Annotated in this window: 17 protein-coding genes; 13 read left to right on the plus strand and 4 right to left on the minus strand. The window is 38.1% G+C overall.

Annotated features, from left to right (window positions below; genetic code table 11):
- Positions 1–115 precede the first annotated feature (115 nt).
- Genes KX723_RS01635 through KX723_RS01645 form a run of 3 tightly spaced genes read left to right on the plus strand, consistent with a single transcriptional unit; the run spans position 116 to position 3570 of the window.
- Positions 116–1981 (plus strand): IucA/IucC family protein, encoded by a 1866-nt coding sequence (locus KX723_RS01635; RefSeq protein WP_218814377.1) that lies wholly within the window; start codon positions 116–118, stop codon positions 1979–1981.
- 4 nt (positions 1982–1985) lie between these two features.
- Entirely contained in the window at positions 1986–3170 is a 1185-nt protein-coding gene (locus tag KX723_RS01640) for an MFS transporter (RefSeq protein ID WP_218814378.1), read from the plus strand.
- Positions 3171–3180: 10 nt separating this feature from the next.
- Positions 3181–3570, plus strand: a complete 390-nt coding sequence (locus tag KX723_RS01645) for a GtrA family protein (RefSeq protein WP_218814379.1) — start codon at positions 3181–3183, stop codon at positions 3568–3570.
- A gap of 283 nt (positions 3571–3853) precedes the next feature.
- Here KX723_RS01645 and KX723_RS01650 read toward each other — a convergent pair whose 3' ends face one another.
- Positions 3854–6319: a cell envelope integrity TolA family protein gene (locus KX723_RS01650; RefSeq protein WP_218814380.1), complete on the minus strand. Its 2466-nt coding sequence runs from the start codon at positions 6317–6319 to the stop codon at positions 3854–3856.
- Positions 6309–9275, minus strand: coding sequence for a hypothetical protein (locus KX723_RS01655; RefSeq protein WP_218814381.1), 2967 nt, complete (start codon positions 9273–9275; stop codon positions 6309–6311). The genes KX723_RS01650 and KX723_RS01655 overlap by 11 nt, the downstream gene beginning before the upstream one ends.
- Before the next feature lie 303 nt (positions 9276–9578).
- Between KX723_RS01655 and KX723_RS01660 the strand changes: the two genes are divergently transcribed.
- The 6 genes from KX723_RS01660 to KX723_RS01685 all read left to right on the plus strand — a co-directional run bounded on the left by KX723_RS01660 (position 9579) and on the right by KX723_RS01685 (position 15028).
- On the plus strand, positions 9579–10520 hold the full coding sequence (locus tag KX723_RS01660) for an FAD-dependent oxidoreductase (RefSeq protein WP_218814382.1): 942 nt from the start codon (positions 9579–9581) through the stop codon (positions 10518–10520).
- A gap of 37 nt (positions 10521–10557) precedes the next feature.
- Positions 10558–10845 carry an FAD-dependent oxidoreductase gene (locus KX723_RS01665; protein ID WP_218814383.1) on the plus strand — a complete coding sequence of 96 codons (288 nt, stop codon included), beginning with the start codon at positions 10558–10560 and terminating at the stop codon, positions 10843–10845.
- Between the two features lie 605 nt (positions 10846–11450).
- Positions 11451–12161: a hypothetical protein gene (locus KX723_RS01670; RefSeq protein WP_218814384.1), complete on the plus strand. Its 711-nt coding sequence runs from the start codon at positions 11451–11453 to the stop codon at positions 12159–12161.
- Between the two features lie 71 nt (positions 12162–12232).
- Positions 12233–12496, plus strand: coding sequence for a hypothetical protein (locus KX723_RS01675; RefSeq protein ID WP_218814385.1), 264 nt, complete (start codon positions 12233–12235; stop codon positions 12494–12496).
- Between the two features lie 218 nt (positions 12497–12714).
- Complete coding sequence (locus KX723_RS01680; RefSeq protein ID WP_218814386.1) at positions 12715–13470, plus strand: hypothetical protein; 756 nt, start codon at positions 12715–12717, stop codon at positions 13468–13470.
- 340 nt (positions 13471–13810) lie between these two features.
- Positions 13811–15028, plus strand: a complete 1218-nt coding sequence (locus KX723_RS01685) for an IS256 family transposase (RefSeq protein WP_218813425.1) — start codon at positions 13811–13813, stop codon at positions 15026–15028.
- 8 nt (positions 15029–15036) lie between these two features.
- Here the strand turns inward: KX723_RS01685 and KX723_RS01690 are convergent, their stop codons facing one another.
- Both KX723_RS01690 and KX723_RS01695 read right to left on the minus strand, forming a co-directional pair.
- The gene (locus tag KX723_RS01690) at positions 15037–15858 is read right to left on the minus strand and encodes an ATP-binding protein (RefSeq protein WP_218814387.1); all 822 of its coding nucleotides are present in this window, start codon (positions 15856–15858) and stop codon (positions 15037–15039) included.
- A gap of 251 nt (positions 15859–16109) precedes the next feature.
- Positions 16110–17012, minus strand: coding sequence for an ankyrin repeat domain-containing protein (locus KX723_RS01695; protein WP_218814388.1), 903 nt, complete (start codon positions 17010–17012; stop codon positions 16110–16112).
- A 243-nt stretch (positions 17013–17255) separates the two neighbouring features.
- Between KX723_RS01695 and dnaE the strand changes: the two genes are divergently transcribed.
- The 4 genes from dnaE to ftsZ all read left to right on the plus strand — a co-directional run bounded on the left by dnaE (position 17256) and on the right by ftsZ (position 24131).
- Positions 17256–20753 (plus strand): DNA polymerase III subunit alpha, encoded by a 3498-nt coding sequence (gene dnaE / locus KX723_RS01700; protein ID WP_218814389.1) that lies wholly within the window; start codon positions 17256–17258, stop codon positions 20751–20753.
- Between the two features lie 109 nt (positions 20754–20862).
- The gene (locus KX723_RS01705; protein ID WP_218814390.1) at positions 20863–21648 is read left to right on the plus strand and encodes a cell division protein FtsQ/DivIB; all 786 of its coding nucleotides are present in this window, start codon (positions 20863–20865) and stop codon (positions 21646–21648) included.
- 57 nt (positions 21649–21705) lie between these two features.
- On the plus strand, positions 21706–22932 hold the full coding sequence (gene ftsA / locus KX723_RS01710; protein WP_218814391.1) for a cell division protein FtsA: 1227 nt from the start codon (positions 21706–21708) through the stop codon (positions 22930–22932).
- 35 nt (positions 22933–22967) lie between these two features.
- Positions 22968–24131: a cell division protein FtsZ gene (gene ftsZ, locus KX723_RS01715; RefSeq protein WP_218814392.1), complete on the plus strand. Its 1164-nt coding sequence runs from the start codon at positions 22968–22970 to the stop codon at positions 24129–24131.
- Positions 24132–24168 lie beyond the last annotated feature (37 nt).

Consider the following 24168-nt stretch of genomic DNA (forward strand, 5'->3'; position numbering starts at 1 on the left):
AGGTAGGAAAACAAGTCAATTCATCAATTCTTGACTCGAGTGTAAAACCGTGAATAATAGCGAATTAGGTAGGGACTATATCTTGTTTAATTATAACGTTGAGGAATGCGCATTTATGCAGGTATTAGAGGGAAGTATTAAGAAAAAGGATCCTATTTTAAATAAAAATTATGTTAGTACAAATAATTTTTATTTAAGGGATTACCTGTCAGAGGTTAATAGACAATCTTTGCGTCAAATTTTGATTGCTTTTTTGCGTGAGAATATTTTAGAAAGTTACTACCAGGATGGCAATTTAACCTTTAAATTGCCTAAGCTAAAATGTTTTATCTATATAAGTCAGGTTAGATTAAATTCTTTATTACGTTTTACAGAGTTTGAGAAAGTTTTTTTAGTTAATAGTGAACAGAATGTGACAGAAAATATTACTGATCCTATTAAGCTATTGGAGATAGTTAAGAAAGAATTAAATATAACGTTTGATGTAGAACAGTGGGATAAAGTTTCTAGAGAGGTGGGGAATCATATTCAAAATACTGTCTTAATTAATTGGCAAAAAGATAAGATAAAAAATGATCTTGTAAAAAGAGATAGTAATGATTTTTCAAATTCTTTTAGGGAGCATAAAAAATTATCAGATTGTTCTTTTAAATTTGAGCAATTAGCTTTTAACGGGCATCCTTACCATCCTTTTGCTAAAACCAAAGTAGGTTTTTCTATAGAAGATATTCTTAGCTATACAACCGAATTTCGACCAAAAGTATTTATTTTATTGGCAGCTGTGCGTAAGGATGCCATGTGTATAGAAATGACGCAAGAAAAATTTGTATTTTCTCGCTGGTTTTCTGAGTATTATCCTGATGCATGGGATCTTTGGGTTTATGAATTAAACAAGAGAAACTTACATCATGAAGATTATATCCCTTTTCCACTCCATCCATGGCAAGCTATAAATAGCGTAAAGAATTTATTTTCCGATCATATTAGTGCCAATGAAGTTATTTTATTTGATAATGTGGCAATAGAAATGAGTCCTACTTCTTCCTTTCGAACTTTAGCGCCAGTTAAAAATTGGTATGCTCCCTATATCAAATTACCCATTGGAATATATGCAAGCGGTGTACTTAGGACGTTATCGGTTACCTCTATTAAAAATACGCCTAAAATTACGCACATTATGAAAAATATTTTAGCTAAGGAAAATTCTATTTCAGAAAGATTAGCTATTTTGCCAGAAATTTGTGGACTTTATTTAAATGCAGTTGAAGACGATAAAGCAAAGCATTTTACCGCTATATTTAGAGAAAATGTAACTAATTATCTTGCTAATAATGAAATTGCAATTGTTGTTTCTGCTTTATTTGAAAAATTATCAGCAAATGACACCAGCTTATTTATAGAGTTGGTACAGCTTGCGGGATGTTTAAGTTACAAAGATACATTAAATTATTTTGCTAAATATGTTGATTTAGTGCTTGGTAGCTATTTAGATATCTACTTAATATATGGCATCGCTTTAGAGGGGCATCAGCAAAATACTTTAGCGGTTTTCGAAAACGGGCATATTAAACGATTTATTGCTAGGGATTTTGACGGAATAGAAATATATGCAGATAGTTTGAATTCACATAATTTTAATTTAAACTCTCCATTGTCTCCGCCATTTGTAACCCATAATAAAATGACAGTACGAAATCAGCTATTACATACCGTATATCAGCTTCACTTAGGTGAGTTAGTTTTGCTACTAGCGGCGCATTTTAAAGGTGAAGAAAAAGATTTTTGGAATATAATACGCGAAAAAACAGAAGAGCGTTTCTTCGCATTGGAAGAACGTGTAGATACTGCCAGATGGAAAGATGAATACCAGGCGATTTTAAAAGCAGATTGGCCTGTAAAAGCATTATTCCGTATGCGTTTAGAAAAACAGTATGTACGGGAAGGTATTTTTTCTTATATAGAAAACCCTTTAGCTATATAATTTAATGGAGGTAATCTCGGGTATTGCTTGGCGTAATCAAGCGCGGTTGGTCATTTTTTCTCAGTTTATTATTATTTTAGCGCTGGATATGAGCGATCCGTATTGGCCGCTTATTTTATCTTCATTTCATTCATTTAATCCACGTTCATTACAATACTGGAGTGGCGCTATTTATATGGCGCCGTTATTAACGACCATTTTGACCACATTATTATGGACAAAAATTGGCGAGTTAATAGGCTATAAAAAAATGATATTGCGTGCTGGGTTTGCGCTGGCGGCTACGCAATGGTTTTTGTTTTTTTTTGTTAATCCCTGGGCTATTTTTATTATTCGGTTAATACAAGGGGGGTTAGCAGGGTTTTCTACCGCGGCGCAAGCCTGGTCACTCGCAATAACGCCCACCAATACCCATAGCCAAATAGTAGGCCGCTTACAAGCAGCGACAGCGATGGGAAGCATCGTGGGTCCTATATGTGGTGGGATTATTTCACATTATTATGGATACTTATCGATTTTTGTTTCTGCGGGTTGTATTTGTTTATTGCTTTCATTGGTTTTAGCTAATTATCTCAAAGAAAATCCAGTTCAATCGATACGAGCACCATCATCGATCCAGCAAAAAAGATTTTTTCTGGATGAATGCAAAAAAAATTTATTACTCTTATTAATTTGTAGTACCCAAGCCGCACGTTGGATGTCGGCGCCTTTTTTTGCTTTATATGTTGCAGAGCAGCTACATGCGGGTAATTTAACCTTAGGGTTTATCTATGCGACGATGGCGTTAACGATGTCTTTAACGACTTCAACCTTAGGGCGTATTATCGATAATAAACCGGGTCAGTATGGCGGGGTAGGATTACTGATTGCTGCACTACTATTAAGCGGGTTAGCACAATGGGGCTTTGCTTTCATTAGCAAAGCTTATCTTGCTTTTACTGTGAGTTTATTTTGGGGGATAAGTTTAGGCGTTATCTCACTTTTACTTTTTACCTTTTTATTAAAAGGTATTGGTGATGAGGCAAGAGCGAAAGCAGTAGGCTTAGGTAATACTGCGTCAAAATTAGGCAATCTGATAGGTATTATTATGGGCACTCTGATACAAGCAGAAGGGCATTTTATGGTAAGCTTTGCGATTATTGGCGGCCTTTACTTTTTTTTGGCAATTTTAGCAGGGCGCTATAAATGAAGCGGTTTTTATGAAAGCATTATTTTGGCAATTTTCGCGCTTCTTTGTGGTAGGTGCGACCTCGGCTTTAGTTCAGTTTTCTATTTTAATAGGATTAGTAGAGCTTTTTTCTGTAAAGCCTATAGTTGCTTCTACCCTAGGTTATCTAGGGGGCGCACTGATTAATTATCTTCTTAATCATTATTTTACATTTAAAAGCACCTTGCCGCATCGACAAGCTGTATTACGTTTCTCAATCAATTCCCTTTTTGGGCTATTTCTTAATTTTGTAATGATGAGCTTGCTCTTAATACATTATCCTTATGTATGGAGCCAAGTATTAACATCGGTTGTTACATTAATTTGGAATTTTCTGATACATCGATGTTGGACTTTCCAGTCAAAAAAATATCAGCGATAGTTACACCACATTGATGGCAGGCGCCTTCAGGTTTTCTTTTTGGATTTTTTTATTAAGGATTTTATTGGTGGGCCGTGATGGGTTCGAACCATCGACCAATAAATTAAGAGTTTGGTGCTATAAAACGCGTAACCATATGAAAAAAGATATATTTTTAAGGTTGTGGTGATAAAAGAAAGTGCCATTTTGAGCCGTATACACCCCCGTAAAATCAATGACTTACGTTTGGGTTTTGACAAAGCTTTTTCGAGCTTTTTGGGCTTTTTTGTGGAGTTCAAAAGCCTTATCTATTTGGAAAAACTGAGTTACTTGTTCCTGCTATTTCTGTATCTTGTGCAGCAGTGGTTGATGCTTGGGGTGTAGTTGGGGCAGGAAATAGCATAGACCGTGATCCGGCTACGCTAGGTTGTGGTAACGTCTGTCCTTCTTGTTCTGCTAATAATGCTTTTAGATGTTCTATCTCCGCTTGCGCCTCTTTTTCTCGAGCTTGTGTAGCCTCTTTCTCTTTGCGCTCCTCTTTTTCTCGAGCTTGTGCAGCTTCTTTCTCTTTACGTTCACTTTCTGTCTCTTTGCGTATTTCTTTTGTCTCTTTGCGTATTTCTTCTGTCTCTTTGCATATTTCCTCTGTCCTTTTGTTTATTTCTTCTGTTTCTTTACGTGTTCTGATCCTCTCGACGTGTAATTGCCTAAGCTCACTTAACTTAGATGAGATGTCGGGATCATCCTCGAGCATACATCGCACGTATTTAACATCACAATGCATACAATAGAGCACAATGTCTTTCAGTTCATTTAATAATGATTCGGCTTCCTTTTTTGCATCGAGACTTTGTAATTCATTGGGATCTCGTGCTCTGAATTTTCGTAAGGTCTGTTTGGCAGATTTAATATAAGGAATGTAGTTCTGTGCCCAATCCTTTAGCATAGGATCATTTCGTTTAGCTTCAGATTCGTGGTCTAAGTGAAACGTCAAGAATAATTTGTTAAGGATTGCTGCAATTTCCTTATCCTGCTGATATACAAATTCTGCAATGCTTCCTGAATGTTCTGTCCACGCTTCTTGAAAAACAGACCAGCGTTGTTGTATTGGTGGGAAAAAATATAAGCCAACACCTAAACGCTCAACCGCATGCAATAGAACCCAGGCAAGGTTAGGAATAGTGTCTTTCCAGGGCACCGATGCGACGGGGTTTGTCTGATATAACCAGCGCTCTGGCTTTAATAAACTATTGGCTAAATCATAGTGAGAGACAATGATCCCAATTTTTTTTAACCAAATGCTTACGATCATTCGTGTGAGTAGATTTAAATCGATGCAAAAATCTTTATGAGCATCTTGAACAAAACGATAAAGCGTTTCTTTTTCAAAAGAAGGAATTTCAGCTAATCCCCGAAATTGCGTATAGTCTTCAGTGCTTGCATAGGCCTTGATCTTGGCCATGAGACGAGGTTCTTGTCGAAAAATCAGCCAATGTAATAAGGATATCGACCCCTTATTAGCAGAGTAATCATGATAAAACCAGTTATTGATGAAATCAACACAGAGTTTATTTAAGGCGGTGTCCAGTAAGAATTCTAAATGTTCTGGTGCTACTTTCTTTCGGCTGAATGTAAAAAATCCCTGTGATTTTAGAGGGTTCGCACGTAAAATCCCTTTTTCAAACGTACTCGGCGGCTCAAATGCAAACGTACTCATAAAGCTTTCAAATAAGGCCAGTGTCGTCGATTGATAGTTCAGTGCATACTTCTCTTTATCCCAGTACTGCGTGATGATTTGTTCATACAATGAAAAATACAACCAACAACGTTCTCGTATCAATTCTGAGGAGTGTGATTCTTTTTTTTGAGCGGCTTGTTTAGCCGATTTTCGTAATTGTTGGCTGATGATGAGTAATGCTGAAGAAGAGGTTTCTACAGTACTTGGTATTGTCGTATACAACAACTTCAGTTTACCAAAAAACTGTTGTATCCATTGCCTTAAGCGCTCCATCCAGGAAGGCGATAAATCCAGTTCACAGGTCTCTTCTATCAGTTGTTTTAATTGTTCTAATAACAGATTCGGTAAACGTTGTTTTTCTTTTAGTGGTAAGTTAGATACTCGAGTGATGTAAACATGTAGCATACAAATCATCTGAATATAGGATTGATATGCACTATTTTCTTCATCAGGGGGTGGACTATCTTGAGTCGTATGACGCAGCCCATTTAAAAATCGTTTAAAACAGAATTTCAGTGCGTGTTGGTGAATCTGAAGCAAAACATAGTCTACTGTGCTGTCGATGGGTTTCTTAGATACGGCCTCACCTACTAATCGGCTCAACTGCTTTAAATAAACCTCTTTAGGCACAATCGTTATCACACGATTGGCATAGTTTGTCCATCGCATTGATGGGCATTCCATTAATTGATCGTGGCAGCATTCTGTAGTGGTTTTTCGATACACATCCATAGCAAGTAACTGTAGCAATAAAGCGGACACCCAATCATTTTGTGAATTCTCATTGGTTGAGTATAGCTGCCCCAGTTTGCTATTGAATTCTTCAGTGAGTAGCTTATATCCCTGTTTAATGGTCTCTGAATTCGCTTTTTTCAGTGCTATTTTCAATGATTCGATCCACTCAGGTGTCCATATGTTGCTCTTGATCTTAACTATCGAAAAACAATTTGTTACCCAACGATAGAGAAGTGAATTGCGTTGCAACAACTGTTCTGCAGAGTCTGCAACTGAAATATTCGTATTAGGGAGCATAGCTATTCTCAGGTAAAACAGGATTCTCAGGCATCGTATTAGTTGCTTGTGGTGCAGGAAATAGTGTTGCCCGTGATCCTGTTGCGATAGGCTGTGGAGGTACCTGCTTTTTTAGTTCAGCGTATAATGCTTTTAGACGTTCTATTTCTGCTTGTGCCTCTTGTTCTCGAACTTGCGCCGCTTCTTTCTCTTTGCGCTCCTCTTTTTCTCGAGCTTGTGCAGCCTCTTTCTCTTTACGTTCAGTTTCTTTCTCTTCTCGTTCCTTTTCTTTCTCTTCTCGTTCTTTTTCTTTCTCTTTACGTTCCTCTTGTTCTCGGGCTTGTGCGGCTTCTTTTTCTTTACGTTCGTTTTCTAATTCTTTGAATGTGTCTTTTTTCTCTTCTACTTGTTTCACCATCGAGTTCAGATCTGAAGGTGTTTTAGGCATTTCTTTTGAAAGACCACCCATCTGTCTTTTGATCTCTGCAATAGGACCCTTTATTGCCTTATCCATGATGGCATATAACTGACTTTTATGAGCCCGTTTGGCTGTTGCACATAGGCTATTATAATTCTCGTTCAATTTAGTTATTGCTGTGTTAATGGCCTCTACATGTTCTCCCGATAATACAGCACATAAATCACCCATATAGACTTGCACATGTTCTAGCCGATTTTTTCCAATTTCCTGACCCACTTTAAATAAATTTTTCACTAAGCATTTCAATTGTTCTCCGAACGGTAATTGGTTGCGGTACTCTGGATGCACTCTCACTAACGCTAACACATAGTAATCCTGCAATTGTTGAAAAGCAGTTTCTGTTTCTTCCACCGTTTTCGGTGTCACTCCATTCAATGCTTTACTGTTAGTAGCGATAGACGATATTTTTTTGGGGTCTTTAAAAAAAACTTGTATTGAAAGACTATTTTTAATAGCGGCCTGCGATTCAGGTGTATTTTCTAATGCTAAGAGGCGATCAGTAGTAAATAAGTGGGAGAATGCAGGCATCGCATTGACTTGACAGATGGTACAAGCGTAAAGCCAAGCTTTCGTTCTAGTTTCATCTTGTTGTTGCTGATCCGGCGTAAAATAATGTATCAGTTTATCGTTTTGGGGAACATTTTGATAATGGGTTTTCCACTGGCAAATACTATTTGGATCCACACCTTTATAAATCACGTAGCATAAATCATCGATGGTTGGAACTTGCCGAGCTTTAACATTGGGATTGATCGCTTTAGGCTGATACAGATAATGCGCTAAACTGCTGTCTAAAGAAGAATCAATATCCTGAATACTGCTCTGGAGTTGCTTAATACGTTCTACTCCGTTTTCATGTCCTTGATCTTTTTGTATTGCGATAGCTTTCTCTTTTTCGGGGTTAAATTCTTTTAATTTTTTTGAATAATCGGATCTACTCTTTACCAGTTCTACTTTTAATTTTTCAAGATCGGTTATTAGCTTAACGGCTAATTCCTGTATCACAGAAGAAACAACGTTAGGTTTTTCCGATGTATCTGGCTTCATACGATCTGTTGGTAGAATATCTGTCTTAAACTTTAGCGGTAACTGGATCAAGTTATCACTTTTTTCCCAAATAGTACCCCAGTGACTGTTCAGATGTTTTTGAATAAGGATATCGATATTTTCAGCAAGTGATAAATCTTTGAGCTGAGTACGCGCCGATTTTATGCTGCATTGGCTAAAACAACAGGGTGAAACTAAGATCGTTTTAAATAAATCGATTGAATGTTGCTCTTCTCTTTGAGTTTTGAGCCACTCTAATAATTCCCACTCTAGCCGTCCATCGGGATCTTGTTTCCTAGACGGCAACGGCACTCCTTCTTTCGTCAACGTGCTGAGAAACTGTGTGAGTTGCTCGCACTTTTCGATTTGCCAACGCCGTAAAATGTCAGCCATCTCATAGGCCAGCTCATCCACTTCAATTTGTTTCATCAAATGTGTAGGAACAGGTTTACGTAAGAAAATTTTGGCGATGAGTAATTTATCTTTATCGGAGATTTTAGCCTCGTTCATCGCGTGCAGAAAAATACGCTGTCCAACTTCTTCTATTTCTTTCTCGTCAGTCAGTAAGCAAAACCAAGCAGGATCGTCCTCCAATGAGATAGTCTGCATTGTTTTGTGAATTTTTTGAAAAGAGGCAAATAACTTGACTATATCGGCGCAGGTAGTCGCAAGTTCTGTATCGTTTTGAAAAATTGCAAGCATTGTTTCTGATGTATTTTTTGGAGAATCTATACACTGTGTGATGGCTTGTTGTAATTGTTCAGGAGAATAAATAGAACTCGAGCTTGTTGAAGGTAGCAATGTAGGAATGGCATTAAAGCCTTTCTTAAACTGATTCGCAATTTTTTGTTCCGTTTCTTCTAGCAAATCAAAATAATCCTTCATTGTTTGTAAACGGTTATTATACTGATTAATTACGCCCATCTTATTTCCATCCAAATCAGCAACATATAATAGTTGACGAGGTGGTGGTTTTATCGAAAATGAAAATTTGTCAAATTCGTCTTTAAAGGATATAAACTTACTCTTAAGCTGCAATAAAAGGTTTGAGAATTGGTCGTCACTATTAGATTTCAACGCATTAACGAGTTTTGTTAAGATATCGTGGATATCTGAAAAACAATCTTTTGCTTTCTGTAAATTCTCAACACTACTATTCAATTTAGCTAGATAAGTTTCCACTTGAGTATTAATATCATTAATGGCTTGGGTCGTATCGCTAATCGCTTTAAAATCGTAAGGCGTTTCTGCTTTTCGCATGCGTCGCTGGGTTGGATCTTTTTTATCCTGCCATTCCTGATAGCAGTGTTGCATGGCGTGTTTAACAGAACTTCCTCCTTTATAACTGGCTTTGCTCGCTATATGACCAACATGCATAAAATGCAGAATTTCAAGTATCTCCCAGGCGATTTTAACGGTCGTAAATGCTGTTATTTTCTCAATAATCATTACTATCTCCTGTAAAGTAATCTTTATTTTTTAATAAAATCGAGTAGCGTGCTTGATGCTTGTATCTATTTTATAAATAGATAAATTAATTATCCTTAATATATCATTGACTAAACTAACTACTCATCTTAACTCAGAATGGATTTATAAATTTTATAAGGATTGCTATAGTAAATAACAATCATTTATTTCAATTAAAGTTGATTAAATAAATAACAAAAATTATTATTTTATACTGCATTTTAATGAGTGAGATACGTATCATATTGCATCATGTGTTTTTTATGTAAATAGGAGAGTTTTTTGAAACAAAAAATTGCAGTTGTGGGTGTTGGCATTATTGGAATAACTAATGCAGTTCGCCTTTTACAAGAAGGCTTTTCAGTTACTATTTTTACTAAAGATGAGCCACTTGAAACAAATTCAGATGCGGCTGTAGCAACCTGGTATACGCCTGGTGATTCTAAGCCAATTTTACATAAATATTGTTTAGAAAGTTTAGCTAAATTCAATGAATTAATAGAGTCGGAAACTTATTCCGGTGTGAAAAAAATTCCAGTCATCCTTTATTTTAAAGGAGAAGAAGATTTTATAAACAGTGTTTGGGCAAAAGAACCCCTGAGAACATTAATTAATCTTACTGAGCCGCCGGTTGATCGGGCAAAAATACCAGGATTCCCCTTTTCAGTGCTTGTGCATAATCCTCTGATAGACCCTACCATTTATAGACCCTATATGCTGAAAAAATTTGAAGCATTGGGTGGAAAGCTTAAAATAGAAAAAATTGATTCTTTAGTAGAATTGGCCGATACCCATGACATTGTAGTAAACAGCGCAGGATGGGAAGCCAAATATTTAACTCATGATCCCTTGATATACCCAGCTCGAGGCCAAACAGAAACAATGAAAGTACCTCAAGCTTTAGGGGCTAGTTACTCTCTTAATGTTGAAGCGATGGATGCTTATGTTGTTTTTCGTCCTTTGAGTGAAGATTGTGTTATTGGGACGACCTATCAAGTGGGTGATTGTGACAGAGCGGTAAGAGAAAGTGATAAAAAAGCAATTTTTCAAACGATGAGACAGGAAAGCATTGTGAAAGCAATGCGAAGTCGAAGAGCCCGCGATAGGCGTGCGTTGACGGGCGAAGCAGGAAACGCATCACGCCGTAAAGTCATTTGTGGGAGGCACGGGCATGAACTCCGAAGGAGTGAGTGCGTGCCGGACGCAGGACGTATCGCGGCCTAATTTCAGTCGCGTCATGCGAACGAATTTCGGGGACACGATGGCCGAAATTCTTCGGGAGCATAGCGACTCACTTGAAGTTTCTGCTTTTTTTCCTTACGCCAAGGATAAGAGTATAGAGGCAACCTCAAAGGCGGGTATTCGTTGTGGAAGGCCCGAGGTACGAATAGAGAGAGAAGAGGTGAAGAATGCTAATGGTAAACAATCACTCATTGTGCATTGCTATGGGCATGGCGGCACTGGGTATAGTGCTTCGTGGGGTAGTGCGGAGGAAGTCGTGAAGCATTGTATGTCGTTTACTCCCAGTATAAAGCCAACTTTGCGGTAAATTAATTTTCTTCTGAGTTATTATCTTTTTTACGATACTGGATATTAAGGCTAAAAGGATTAAAGTCCGTTTTTGTATCGTAAATATCTAAGTTTTCAATAGTTTTATTATGTTTTGCTAAGCGTATTGCAAAAGATAAAAGTATGTTGATAGGATAATGAAAGACAATAAAAATTTAATGTCTGGCATTATTGCTACAGTGTAAATATTGGTGAAAAATATCAATGATTGGTTTTCTTGAAAGTCCTGGCTGCCAATTATGATTTCTAAATCAACAATTCTTAATTTATAAAGTGATTATTATAAAAATAATAAATCCATCTTAAGTTAAGATAATTATTAAGTTAGTAAATGATATATTAAGGATAATTAATTTATCGGATTATTAAATAGAATGATCAAGTACTCGGTGTGATTTTACTAAAAAATTAAAATGACTTAAAAGGAGATAGTATGGGTATTGAACGACTGGCGTTTATGATGCTTAAAATCTTATGGGAGACACTCGAAGGATTACATTTGGCACATGTCGCTCATATTGCTGGTAAGGCTAGTTATAAAGGCGGGAGTCATATTAAACATGCTATACAACAGCGATGCCAGGAATGGGAAGACAAAAAAATCCAGATCAATCACTCGAGAGGAAAGCAAAAACATCTTATGATTTCCAGGCTGTCGGTAATACCACTCTTAAGGACATTAATAAGCAAGCAGAAGATTACCTGGTTAACTTGGAAGGTAGTGTTAGAAATTTAGATAAAGCAAAAAAATATTTTGTAGATATCCATTCTACCTTAACGGATATTACTAAAGACTTGGAATCTAATGATAGCAGAAAGTGTTCATCCTATTTATTAAGCCTTGAGAATAACCTTGAACGCTTTAAAGCAGAATTTAATAAATTTTTATCTTCGATTGAACCCCCGCCTCGTCAATTACTGTATATCGCTGGTTTAAATAAAATAAAAGTAATTGAACGGTACAATAGTAGTTTAATAGACATTAAAAATTACATTAAGCGACTAGAGGAAATAGAACAAGAGATTGCTTATTCGGAAATAATGCAGGCACGTCCACTAAACAATACAGAATTTACTAACATCTATGCTGATGTAACTCAGGCATGTGCCAGATTTCAACAAACGATGAGACAGGAAAGCATTGTGAAAGCAATGCGAAGTCGAAGAGCCCGCGATAGGCGTGCGTTGACGGGCGAAGCAGGAAACGCATCACGCCGTAAAGTCATTTGTGGGAGGCACGGGCATGAACTCCGAAGGAGTGAGTGCGTGCCGGACGCAGGACGTATCGCGGCCTAATTTCAGTCGCGTCATGCGAACGAATTTCGGGGACACGATGGCCGAAATTCTTCGGGAGCATAGCGACTCACTTGAATGATAGTTTAGCGTTGATAGAGCAGCGTGCATTGCCTGCACTTAATTTAACGTGGCTAAACCAAGCTGATATAAATCAAATGGAGCTTGTTCCAGAGGCTTGGTTAAATACGAATGATACTTTTTTAAATAAAACACTATATCGAACTAAGCGAGATGGCCAGCATCATGTAGAAAAAGAGGATGCCGTTGAAGATTGTATTATGGCTATTAGCAATGAGGATTTAGAAAGGCAGGAAAAATTTGGCGTGATCTTATGATATTAGATCATGGTGAGGTCGCGCTTAGAAGAATTATCGAACGCGTTTATCGTGGTAATGTGTGTAACTTTGATAAACTTGAGAGTTTTATACTGGAGGGCTTAAACTCAATTGGGTCAAAGCTAGTAGCGTGTCAACTACTTCTGGCGGAAATAATAAAATATGACCAATTATTTACATCGGAAAGCTTACGATTAGCCTATAACTTTAGGCGATTTATGAGGAATAGTAATTATCTTAAATTAACTCCAGAATTTAAGTTGCTTTGTGAGTCAGAGAAATCTAAGTTTCCACAAGCTATAAAGTATCTATTAGATAATGGGTTTTGTCTCAAAAGCGTGGCGCACAGTAACGAATATTTATATGCCTCTTGGTTTAAGATGCCCAACAATAGGGACAATCGTGTATTCACTTGGATTCCTGGTAAATATGCAGGAGAAGAAGCGATTTGGCGTATTGAGTCCTCTGATAATGGAAAAACATGCTATATCTATAATTCAAAACAGCATGCATACCTACATGCCATCAAAGATCAGTATGATGACGATAGATGGTATATCGTTGATTTTCAAGTGCGAGAGATGCAAGGTAAATGGCGAATACAGTTGGCAGCGGAGTCAGAAATTATCTTATTGAACGATTATTATGGCGAAACGCTTTATAATAGTTTCAAATACAATGATAATAGACGATATGTATTTACTTGGCTGAAAGGTCCTATACGATCAGCTCGTTGGCAGGTTGAAGTTTGTGGATCTTCTACTAGACAACGTAGAGATGCATCGGATGATGGCTTAGAGAATACTGACAATAATGCAACCATTACGCTGCCAGGCAAATCAGTCACTAATCTATTGTTTTTTCAAATCAAACAACAGTCAAATGGAAATAATAAGACCTTAGAAGAATCTATTGCTGACTCGAATAGAGAAACGATAGAGGCGTCCACGTCTAGTCTATTTAATTATAAATAACCTATCTGTTGTATTAAAAAGTTATTCCATTCATTTTAATGTAATTGTGTTCTATCCAGATTCAGAATGAAAAGACTATTACTGTGATAGGGAAGCGTTAAATTCAGTTGGGTGGGTAAGGTGCTATAACACAGACCTTGGATTGGGTAGATTTGTGTGGCTTCCTTATCAATTTTTAGTGCAAAAGTAAGAGGAACACGGGTAGCTTTTTTTATTTTATCGCGGTAGATAAAACGACTAGCACCTTGTGTTAGAGCCTGTAAACTAAATTGTGTAAATGCTTATTATTACCTAAGCTAATGCGCTGAAAAAAGCACTAGCGATAAAAGAGAAATAAGTAATGAAACAAGAACAAGAAATAAATATAGCTCCCGAATTAATCAGTGAATTGGCTAAATCCATAAAGAGTGAAAAAGATATATCTGCGCTGAGCAAGCAGCTATTAAAGCTCACGGTAGAACGAGCCATGGATGCAGAGCTAGAGGAGCATCTAGGCTACGAAAAGCACGCGATAGAAGGCAAGAATACGGGAAATAGCCGCAATGGTTATTCACCGAAGCGATTAAAGGGTGATTTTGGCGAAGTTGAGATTAACACGCCTAGGGATCGAAATAGTACGTTTGAACCTCGACTTATACGCAAAGGACAAACGCGCTTGACGGAGTTTGATGAACAGATTTTAGCGCTGTATGCCCGAGGGATGACTACCCGTGATATAGCGGCGACGTTCAAAGAAATGTACGGTGCGGAGGTATCGCACAGCTTGATTTCTAAAGTGACTGAAGCCGTGATGGATGAGGTGACGGTGTGGCAGAATCGCCCCTTAGAAACGGTATATCCTATCGTGTATTTAGATTGTATCGTTATTAAATGCCATCAAGATAAACGTGTGATCAATAAATCCATCTATTTGGCTTTGGGCATTAATTGTGAAGGACAAAAGGAATTACTCGGCTTGTGGATAGCTGAAACCGAGGGTGCAAAATTTTGGCTATCTGTATTAACCGAATTAAATCATCGTGGGGTAAAGGATATTTTTATTGCTTGCGTGGATGGACTAAGCGGGTTTCCAGAGGCAATAAACGCGGTATTCCCAAAAACGAAGGTTCAGCTCTGCATTGTGCATCTTATTCGTTATTCCTTACGCTACGTACCGCATAAGGACATGAAAGCCGTGGTAGCGGATCTTAAGCTTATTTACCGTGCTATTTCTATAGAGCAAGCCGAAGAAGCGCTTCTGATGTTCAGTGAAAAATGGGATAAAAAATATCCCGCCATTAGCCGTACCTGGCATAAAAACTGGAGTAATATGGTGACCTTATTCGATTATCCTGACGACATACGAAAAATTATTTATACCACCAATGCCATTGAATCACTCAATAGTGTGATTAGAAAATCAATTAATAATCGTAAAATCTTTCCTAATGACCAATCGGCATTAAAAGTAGTATATTTAGCGGTACAGAAGGCATCACAAAAGTGGACGATGGCTTTACATGATTGGAGAGCCGCTATGAATCGATTCGCTATCGAATTCGAGGGTAGGTTCTCCTGACACGGCACTTACACAAAATTGTTTACAGGCTCTTGTGTTAATTCTTTTACATTTTTTGGCACAGCTCGATCATATTTCTTTAATAGCCAACTACTATCCACTTTTTTATTTTTATAAAAATCTGCGTGTTGGAAGGTCGCTTGTGGTTCTATTTTTATTTGCAAATCATTTTTTTCACCTTCTATATCAACAGTCAATTGATTAATTTGACGTAAAAACAGCAATGTTTCGGGTTGCTGTATCATTGCTTTAAGTTGTTGTTTTACAGCGGTTACATCTGTCAATTTTAGAATAAAATTAACATATTTGTGCTGATAATCGTAGCTTTCATGAAAAGGAAGCTGCTCTTCTTCGCACCAAATAGGGATGATTTGCCAGGGAGTGATTGCTGGGCTTTCCCAATGTGTTTTATCGAAACGGAAGGAATAACCGTTAGAGTAGAGTGTGATGCAATTCGATACATTAAATAAGGCTTTAAATCCTAGTCCTTTGTAACCTGTTTTGTTTAGGTCGGTCGCTTTAACTTCCTCGATTTGTGACGCATAGTCACAGATTCTTTCGATGTCGTTATAATCAAATCCTTTGCCATTGTGCCGAACGATAAGATAATTTTTTTTTAAAGTAAACTCAATTTTGATGGGTTGTTGTTCGCAGGTGGCGTCATCCGCATTTTGTAATATTTCAAATAAAAATTTACTTTGGCCGCTTAATGCGGTTTCAATCACCGTATTGGATAAATTAGCCAGCGTTTGACTTAAGGGATTTTCAACATATTTATTGGTAATGCGTTCAATATGTGTTTTTGGATTCTGTTCTTTATCGGTTAACATTCTGCTTCCTTTCTTTTAACCCCCCTCTTTTTTACTTCATTCTTTTATAAATGTCACCAGATTTTTAATTATTTGATTAATCCAAGCTTTATTCTTTGTTTAAAGGTATTAACCTCGCCAGTGCAATAGCAGAGGAAAGGTTAAAAAATAGTTTTTTATTTTGAAGAGCTTAGAGATTTATGCTGGTCAGCGGTTTCAGATAAATTGCTGGATTCAGAATTTTCAATAGATGACGAACTAAAAAGAGTCGTTTAAATTAAATTTTCTTTTTTTTTACCTGTATTTTTATCAAAAATAAAGGCTTTTATACCGCCTTTGAGATCGGAATTATGTAAAAAACTTAAAATTTCATCAAGACTATCAGAATCTAATTTTTTACTTATATCGTTTTCAGTAGAAAAAACAGAATTTTTTAATTTACATAAGAGAGAAGATCTTTCTTTTAGTTCTCTTTCTATTCGAGGAGTTTTATGCTTCACTAAGCCGTTATGAATGATTGGAAATTCATTCTTAATGTAATCTAGACTTTCTAAACACTGACCAACAGAAAGCCGAGTAGCTATCATTTCAGGCTTTTTTGTTACTAAATAAGAAAGAGAAGATTTTTTAATTTTTTCTTCCTGTAGCCGGTTAAATTCTTTCCAAATATTTAAAATAGGTTTATGTTCTTGAATTGTGTTAGGTTCTGCTTGGGTTGGATTTTTTGACAAAATAGCTACGATTAATATAGCAAATATTTTATCAAGCATTTCTTTACTTTGAGGACATCTAGAATAGTAACTACCATAGTAATAAATCGCACAATCGAGTGCGGTCCATCCATGACGATCTTTTATAGTAATGTCCATTCTATTTTTTGCGAAAAACTGAGTAACCGATAACAAATTATCTATCGCATATATTCCTCGTTGATTAGTAAAAAGCCAGTGTAATGCCGTGTTCCCATCATGATCTAAAGTATTTGGATTGCAATGTAATTTTCCTACTAGAAACTTTATAGATTCTAAATTTTGAGCGCAAACTGCGTGGTGCAGTATTGTTGCATGAGAAGGGAGTAGAAGTGCGTTGACATCGATTCCTTCTTCAACTAACTCTTTCATCCTATGGTAATCGGTTTTTTCAAGCGCAGTAATTAATTGTCTTGTTTTAGTCATAGCAATACCTTATTTACACAGAAAAATAATTATAGCGGATTAATGTTAGGTGATTCAGAAATGGTAAAAATAATTTACTAGTTTGGTAAAGAATGCAAGGACTATATAGTGTTAATCGGGTAATGCTCGCATCATTAAATTTTCCCTTTGGTAAAAAGACTTTCTTGTAGATTTCAAGCATGACTGTTCTCGGTGCCGATCTGTGGCAAAATAGGGGTCGTTTACTACTTTGCTAACGTCACTATGCTATCCCCCTTTATTCATCTACATCTTCATACTGAATATTCCTTGAGCGATGGCTTACTTCGTATTGACGAGCTGATTGCTAGAGCCGTGGCATTGGAGCAACCAGCAATTGCAATAACCGATCAATCGAATCTATTTGCGACGATTAAATTTTACCAAGCGGCCATCAAGGCAGGGATTAAACCCATCATAGGGGCTGAATGTTGGATAGAAAATAGTCAATTTCCCGAACAGCCATTCCGATTAGTTTTGTTATGTCAAAACCAACAAGGCTATCAAAATTTGATCCACTTAATTTCCCGTTCTTATGTAGAAGGGCGAGCAGGTAAACCGATTTTGCAACGAAGTTGGTTCACCCAGCACTCAACGGGTTTAATTGCTTTATCTGGTGGCAGAGAAGGTGATATTGCTCAAGCATTACTCAAAGAGAAGCCAGCACAGGCTAAGGAATTATTACAGGTATGGTTATCACTTTTTCCTAATCGTTTTTATTTGGAACTACAACGTTTGGCTCGTGCGAACGAGGAAGAATACATTATGGCTGTAACGGATTTAGCCGCTGAGTGTAGTACGCCTGTTGTAGCGACTAATGACGTACGATTTTTATTTGCAGCTGATTTCGATGCGCACGAAGCGCGGGTTTGTATTAATAGTGGGCATATCTTAAATGATCCCAATCGCCCTAAAGTCTATACCGAACAGCAATTTCTTCGCTCTAGTGAAGAAATGCAGCAGGTATTTGCTGATATTCCTTCAGCGTTGCTTAACTCAATAGAGATTGCTAAACGTTGCAATCTAGAATTAACGTTTGGCAGAGCTTTTTTACCTAATTTTCCTATCCCGCAGGGCATGACGCCCGAAAGTTTCTTAATCGAAGAAGCTAAAAAGGGATTGTTAAAGCGTTTAGAAAAAATGAGTTCGGATTTTGTAAAAAGTTCGTCCGAATTCTTACCGTCTTCAACGACTGAAGCGGTAACTGAAACTTCTAAGGATCGCAAAACGATTTTTTTCGATAGGCTGCATACCGAACTTGAAGTCATTACCAGTATGGGTTTTGCCGGATATTTTCTTATCGTGGCGGATTTTATTCGTTGGGCAAAAGAACAGGGTATTCCCGTAGGGCCAGGAAGAGGTTCTGGGGCAGGTTCATTAGTTGCTTATGCCTTACAAATTACTGATTTAGAACCTTTGCAATACGGTTTGCTTTTTGAACGTTTTTTAAACCCAGAACGTATTTCTATGCCAGATTTTGATATTGATTTCTGTATGGAAGGGCGTGATCGGGTGATTGATTACGTAACAGAGCGCTATGGCCGCGAATCGGTATCACAGATTATTACCTACGGTAGTATGGCAGCACGTGCGGTGGTTAGAGATGTAGGACGTGTTCTAGGCTATCCCTATGGGATGGTTGATAAACTTGCCAAATTAATTCCTTTTGAATTAGGAATTACCCTAGAAAAAGCACTTATTCAAGAAGAGCAGCTTAAGCAGCGATATGATAATGAGGATGAAATTAAAGTATTAATTGATCTGGCTAAAAAACTAGAGGGTTTAGTACGTAACGTAGGTAAGCATGCGGGAGGCGTTGTGATTGCACCTTCTAAGCTGACTGATTTTACTGCCCTTTATTGTGAAGTAGGCTCAACACATTGTCTTACCCAATTTGATAAAGATGATATAGAAAAAGTAGGCCTTGTTAAGTTCGATTTTCTTGGACTACGTACGTTGACGATTATTGATTGGGCGGTGCAGTCAATTAATTTAAAAAAATCAGCAGAGAGTGCATTATTAGATATTGCGGCGATTCCGCTAGATGATCCTAAGACATTTGCTTTATTAAAAGCCTATAAAACGGCAGCCGTGTTTCAATTAGAGTCGCGGGGTATGCGTGATCTCGTAAAAAGATCACAGCCGGATAGCTTTGAAGATATTATTGCCTTGTTAGCGTTGTTTCGCCCGGGACCTTTACAGTCAGGGATGGTGGACGATTTTATTAATCGTAAACAGGGCAAAGCTAAAGTGGAATACCCTCATCCTTGTTTAGAACCTATTTTACGCCCCACGTATGGAATTATTCTTTATCAAGAGCAAGTCATGCAGATTGCTCAAGTATTAGCTGGGTTTACTTTGGGCGCGGCTGATTTATTACGTCGTGCGATGGGTAAAAAGAAATCAGAAGAGATGGCAAAACAACGCGCTATTTTTACGCAAGGGGCGCAAGAAAAAGGGGTTGCCATTGATTTAGCAAATCAAATTTTTGATTTGATGGAAAAGTTTGCGGATTATGGGTTCAATAAATCACACTCAGCCGCCTATGCACTTGTTTCTTATCAAACCGCATGGCTTAAGGCGCATTATCCTGCTGAGTTTATGGCGGCTGTTTTATCTTCTGATATGGAACACACTGAAAAAGTTGTGTTTTTTTTAGACGAATGTCGTTTGATGAAGTTAAAAGTGTTACCGCCAGATATCAACACCAGTTACTATAAATTCACCGTGACTGAAAAAGGCCAACTTCGTTATGGTTTGGGCGCTCTGAAGGGTTTAGGTAGTGCTGTTATAGCCATGCTAATAAAAAAGCGCGAGGAGCAGCGGTTTAAGGATTTATTTGATCTCTGTCATCGTGCTGATCTGCATACATTAAATCGCCGAGGTTTAGAAGCGCTTATTTATTCCGGCAGCCTGGATAGTTTTGGCTTTAATCGCGCTACGCTAAAAGCTAGTTTAGAGGCCGCTTTATTAGCGGCGGAGCAGCAATTATCAACTATAGCTTCAGGGCAGCAAGATTTTTTTGGTCTTGCCATGGTTTCAACGGAGCAGGAGATAACACAGCAAGCGGATTGGCCATCGTTGCAACGCCTACAAGCTGAAAAAGAAGTCTTAGGTTTTTATTTGAGTGGCCACCCTTTAGAAAATTATGCGCAAGAATTAAGCTGTTTTATTACTTCAAATTTATATGAGTGTTCTTTAAAAGCCGGACATTCACTGACGATTGCGGGTTGGGTGCTTAGTATTCGATCGTTATGGACCAAGCGCGGTGATCGTATGGCGATTTTAAATGTAGAGGATGCCAGTGGTCGTTTAGAAGTGACCTTATTTAGCGATACGTATGCTAGCTATCGAGATAAATTGAATAAAGATAAATTATTAATTATTGAAGGGGAAAGCCAACAGGATGAATTAACCGGTAATATGCGTGTGTTAGCTAAGAAGATATTAGATATAAGCGAAGCGCGTGAAATTTATGCTAAGCGGTTGCTGATAAAACTTTCTAAGCCTTTAATTAAGTCCGGTCAACTTGAAACCTTAAAAGAAAAGATGAGCATTTTTTGTCCAGGTCTTTGTTCTACCGTGATTGAATATCATCATCCTGTGCTGCATTCACGATTACAGCTCTGTTTAGGGGATGAGTGGACAGTCAAACCGACAGATGATCTCTTAACGATTCTGCGGCAACTTTTTGGTGATGAGAGTGTCGTTATCCAATATTAATTGCTGTTATGCAAAAAACAGCTTTTTACGTTAAATAGCAGCAAAACTGGCGGAAACACAAGGGATAGATTATCATCCTTTTTTGTTCTGCACTTCAAACGGTTATGTGATGCTTAAAGATGGGAAGGTCATTGAAAGCCAACAGTTTCAGAGGCAACGCAATAAACCAAGAATTCATTCTCGTTCTCTACACGTTCTTAGACGTTGGTTTTTTAGATTTTCGCTGACACTACTTATTCTATTGAGTGGAATATTAGTTTGGCAAAAATGTGGCGATCCTACTTTTTTTCCTGTGAAGCATATTAAAATTAGCGGTGATCTGAATCATGTTAAGCGGGATAGCTTACAACAAATTATTCTGCCTTTTACGGATAAAGGTTTTTTACGACTAGATAGTCGCCAGCTAAAAGATAGATTGCTACAAGAGTCATGGATAGCTGCCGTAACAATAAAACGTTTTTGGCCCGATACTGTCGCAGTGAACTTCACAACAAGAAGACCTGTGGCATTAATAGGTAATAATGATTTGCTTGATGATCAAGGCAATGTGTTTAGTGAAGGTCAAATGAATACGGCGTCGTTGGATCTTCCAGTTTTTGTCGGTCCCTTAGCTAATCAAAAATATCTATTGCAAGCTTATGAAGCGATGCAACCGTTTATTTCGAATTTATCATTAAAAATAAAGCTACTAAAGTTAGTTGATCAACAATATTGGTATTTACGTTTAAATAATGGTTTGGCACTTTACCTAAGTCGTGCAGAACCTGAGGTACAACTAAAACGTTTTGTAGCCGTTTATCCTGATGTTATTGAGAGTAAAGCATCTATGATAGATTACGTGGATCTTCGTTATGCACATGGTATGGCAGTAAAGTTTAAAAAGCGGGTTGCTTAATATAAAGAACGGGATTATTGACACTAAGTTATTTAATTGATTGAAGGTAAAGAGATTATGGCAAAAAAACCGACTAAAAATTTGATTGTAGGTTTAGACATCGGTACTTCTAAGGTCAATGCCTTAGTAGGTGAGGTAACGCCAGATGGAATTGAAGTAATAGGATTGGGCGTTTATCCGTCATTAGGATTAAAGCGGGGCGTGGTTGTTAATATTGATGCGACTGTTGACTCCATTCAACAAGCGGTAGCGGAAGCTGAAGCAATGGCAGGTTGTCCGGTGCGAAGTGTGTACACCGGTATTGCGGGTAATCACATTCGTAGTTTAAATTCGCATGGTATCGTCGCGATACAAAATCAAGAAGTAACCCATGCGGATGTTGAGCGAGTGATTGATGCGGCAAGAGCAGTTGCTATTCCTGCGGATCAAAAAATATTACACATTTTACCGCAAGAATTTATCATTGATAGCCAAGAAGGCATTCGTGAACCCATCGGTATGTCGGGTGTTAGATTGGAAGCCAAAGTACATATGGTGACTGGCGCTGTGAGTGCGGCACAAAATATTATTAAATGCATTCAGCGTTGTGGTTTAGAAGTCTCTGAAATTATTTTAGAGCAATTAGCTTCTAGCCAGTCTGTATTGACAGAAGATGAGAAAGAATTGGGTGTGTGTTTGATAGACATTGGTGGTGGAACAACCGATATTGCCATTTTTACTGAAGGTGCTATTCGTTTTACTTCAGTGATACCCATTGCAGGTGATCAAGTGACCAATGATATTGCGGTTGCTTTAAGAACACCCACACAAAGCGCTGAACAGATCAAAAGGAAATATGCCTGCGCTTTAGCGGAGTTAGCGAGTTCAGAAGAATTAGTTGAAGTTTCAGGGGTTGGTGATCGTCCGGGTAAAACACTTTCTAAGCGTGCATTAGCTGAAGTAGTGGGTCCACGTTACGAAGAACTTTTCCATTTAGTAAAAACGGAATTGCATCGTAGTGGTTTTGAAGAGTTTCTTGCTGCAGGTGTTGTATTGACTGGCGGGGCATCTAATGTCAGCGGATCGGTTGAGCTGGCTGAGAAAATTTTCAAATTGCCCGTTAGGTTAGGTAATCCGCAATATATCAATGGAAATACGGAAGTGATGACAAATGGAATGTATGCGACCGGTACAGGTTTATTACTTTATGGCTACCAACAGCAGTATGAGCAACGTAAACCGAACCAAGCGCTATTGCGTGGAAAGATAACACGTATGAAAAACTGGTTACGTGAAAATTTTTAATCCTAAATAATACCTAAAGTCTGAGGAGTTATATCATGAGTTCCCTATATGGTTTGGTTGATACCCCGTTGCAAAATGCCATTATAAAAGTGATTGGTGTTGGGGGTGGCGGTGGAAATGCGCTTGAACATATGTTGGCTCAAGACATTGAGGGTGTTGAGTTTATCTGTGCTAACACCGATGCACAGGCACTAAAAAATTCATCGGCGAAATGTTTACTGCAACTAGGGCAGCAAATTACTAAAGGGTTGGGAGCGGGTGCGAATCCAGATATAGGGCGCCAAGCCGCTGAAGCGGATAGAGAACGTATTCGAGCAGCCCTCGAAGGGGCCGATATGGTTTTTATTACCGCTGGTATGGGTGGTGGTACTGGGACAGGCGCAGCACCTGTGGTTGCAGAGCTTGCTAAGCAAATGCGTATTTTGACAGTCGCTGTGGTAACGAAGCCGTTCGTATTTGAAGGCAAGAAGCGGTTGCATTTAGCTGAAGAGGGTATAAAACAGCTAAGTCAGTATGTTGATTCCTTAATTACGATACCTAATAACAAGCTAATGGACGTTTTAGGGAAAAATGTTAGCCTTTTAGATGCATTTAAGGCAGTAAATGATGTATTATTCGGCGCCGTGAAAGGTATTGCAGCGCTAATTACTCGTCCAGGGTTAATTAACGTCGACTTTGCCGACGTTCGTACTGTGATGTCAGAAATGGGTATGGCCATGATGGGAACAGGGATTGGTTCCGGTGAAGAGAGGGCGCGTTTGGCTGCGGAAGCAGCGATTGCCAGTCCTTTATTAGATGATATCAATTTAGGGGGCGCGCGTGGTGTACTAGTGAATATCACGGCAGGGCCTGATTTATCCATTGGTGAATTCGAAGAAGTAGGTGAAGTGATTAAAAAGTTTACTTCTGAAGGTGCAACCGTGGTAGTAGGAACAGTCATTGACCCAGAGATGAGTAATGAATTACGGGTTACTATTGTGGTGACTGGGCTTGGAATGGTTTATGCCAATCCAGTAGGAAGCTCAAGTTTGGCAAGAGCAGCCGATGGCTCTTTAGATTATCACCAACTTGAAAGGCCTACCGTATTGCGTAAGCAGGGTGTAACGGCTACAGCTAAGCCTGCAGTGGATTCAAATGCGACCGATATAGAATATCTTGATATTCCGGCTTTTTTACGTAGACAAGAAGAGGTTTCTTAAGGGTGTACAGTCATAGAAAACATAATTCAACGAAAGC

The sequence above is a fragment of the Rickettsiella endosymbiont of Dermanyssus gallinae genome, from assembly GCF_019285595.1.
Classification (GTDB): Bacteria; Pseudomonadota; Gammaproteobacteria; order Diplorickettsiales; family Diplorickettsiaceae; genus Rickettsiella_B.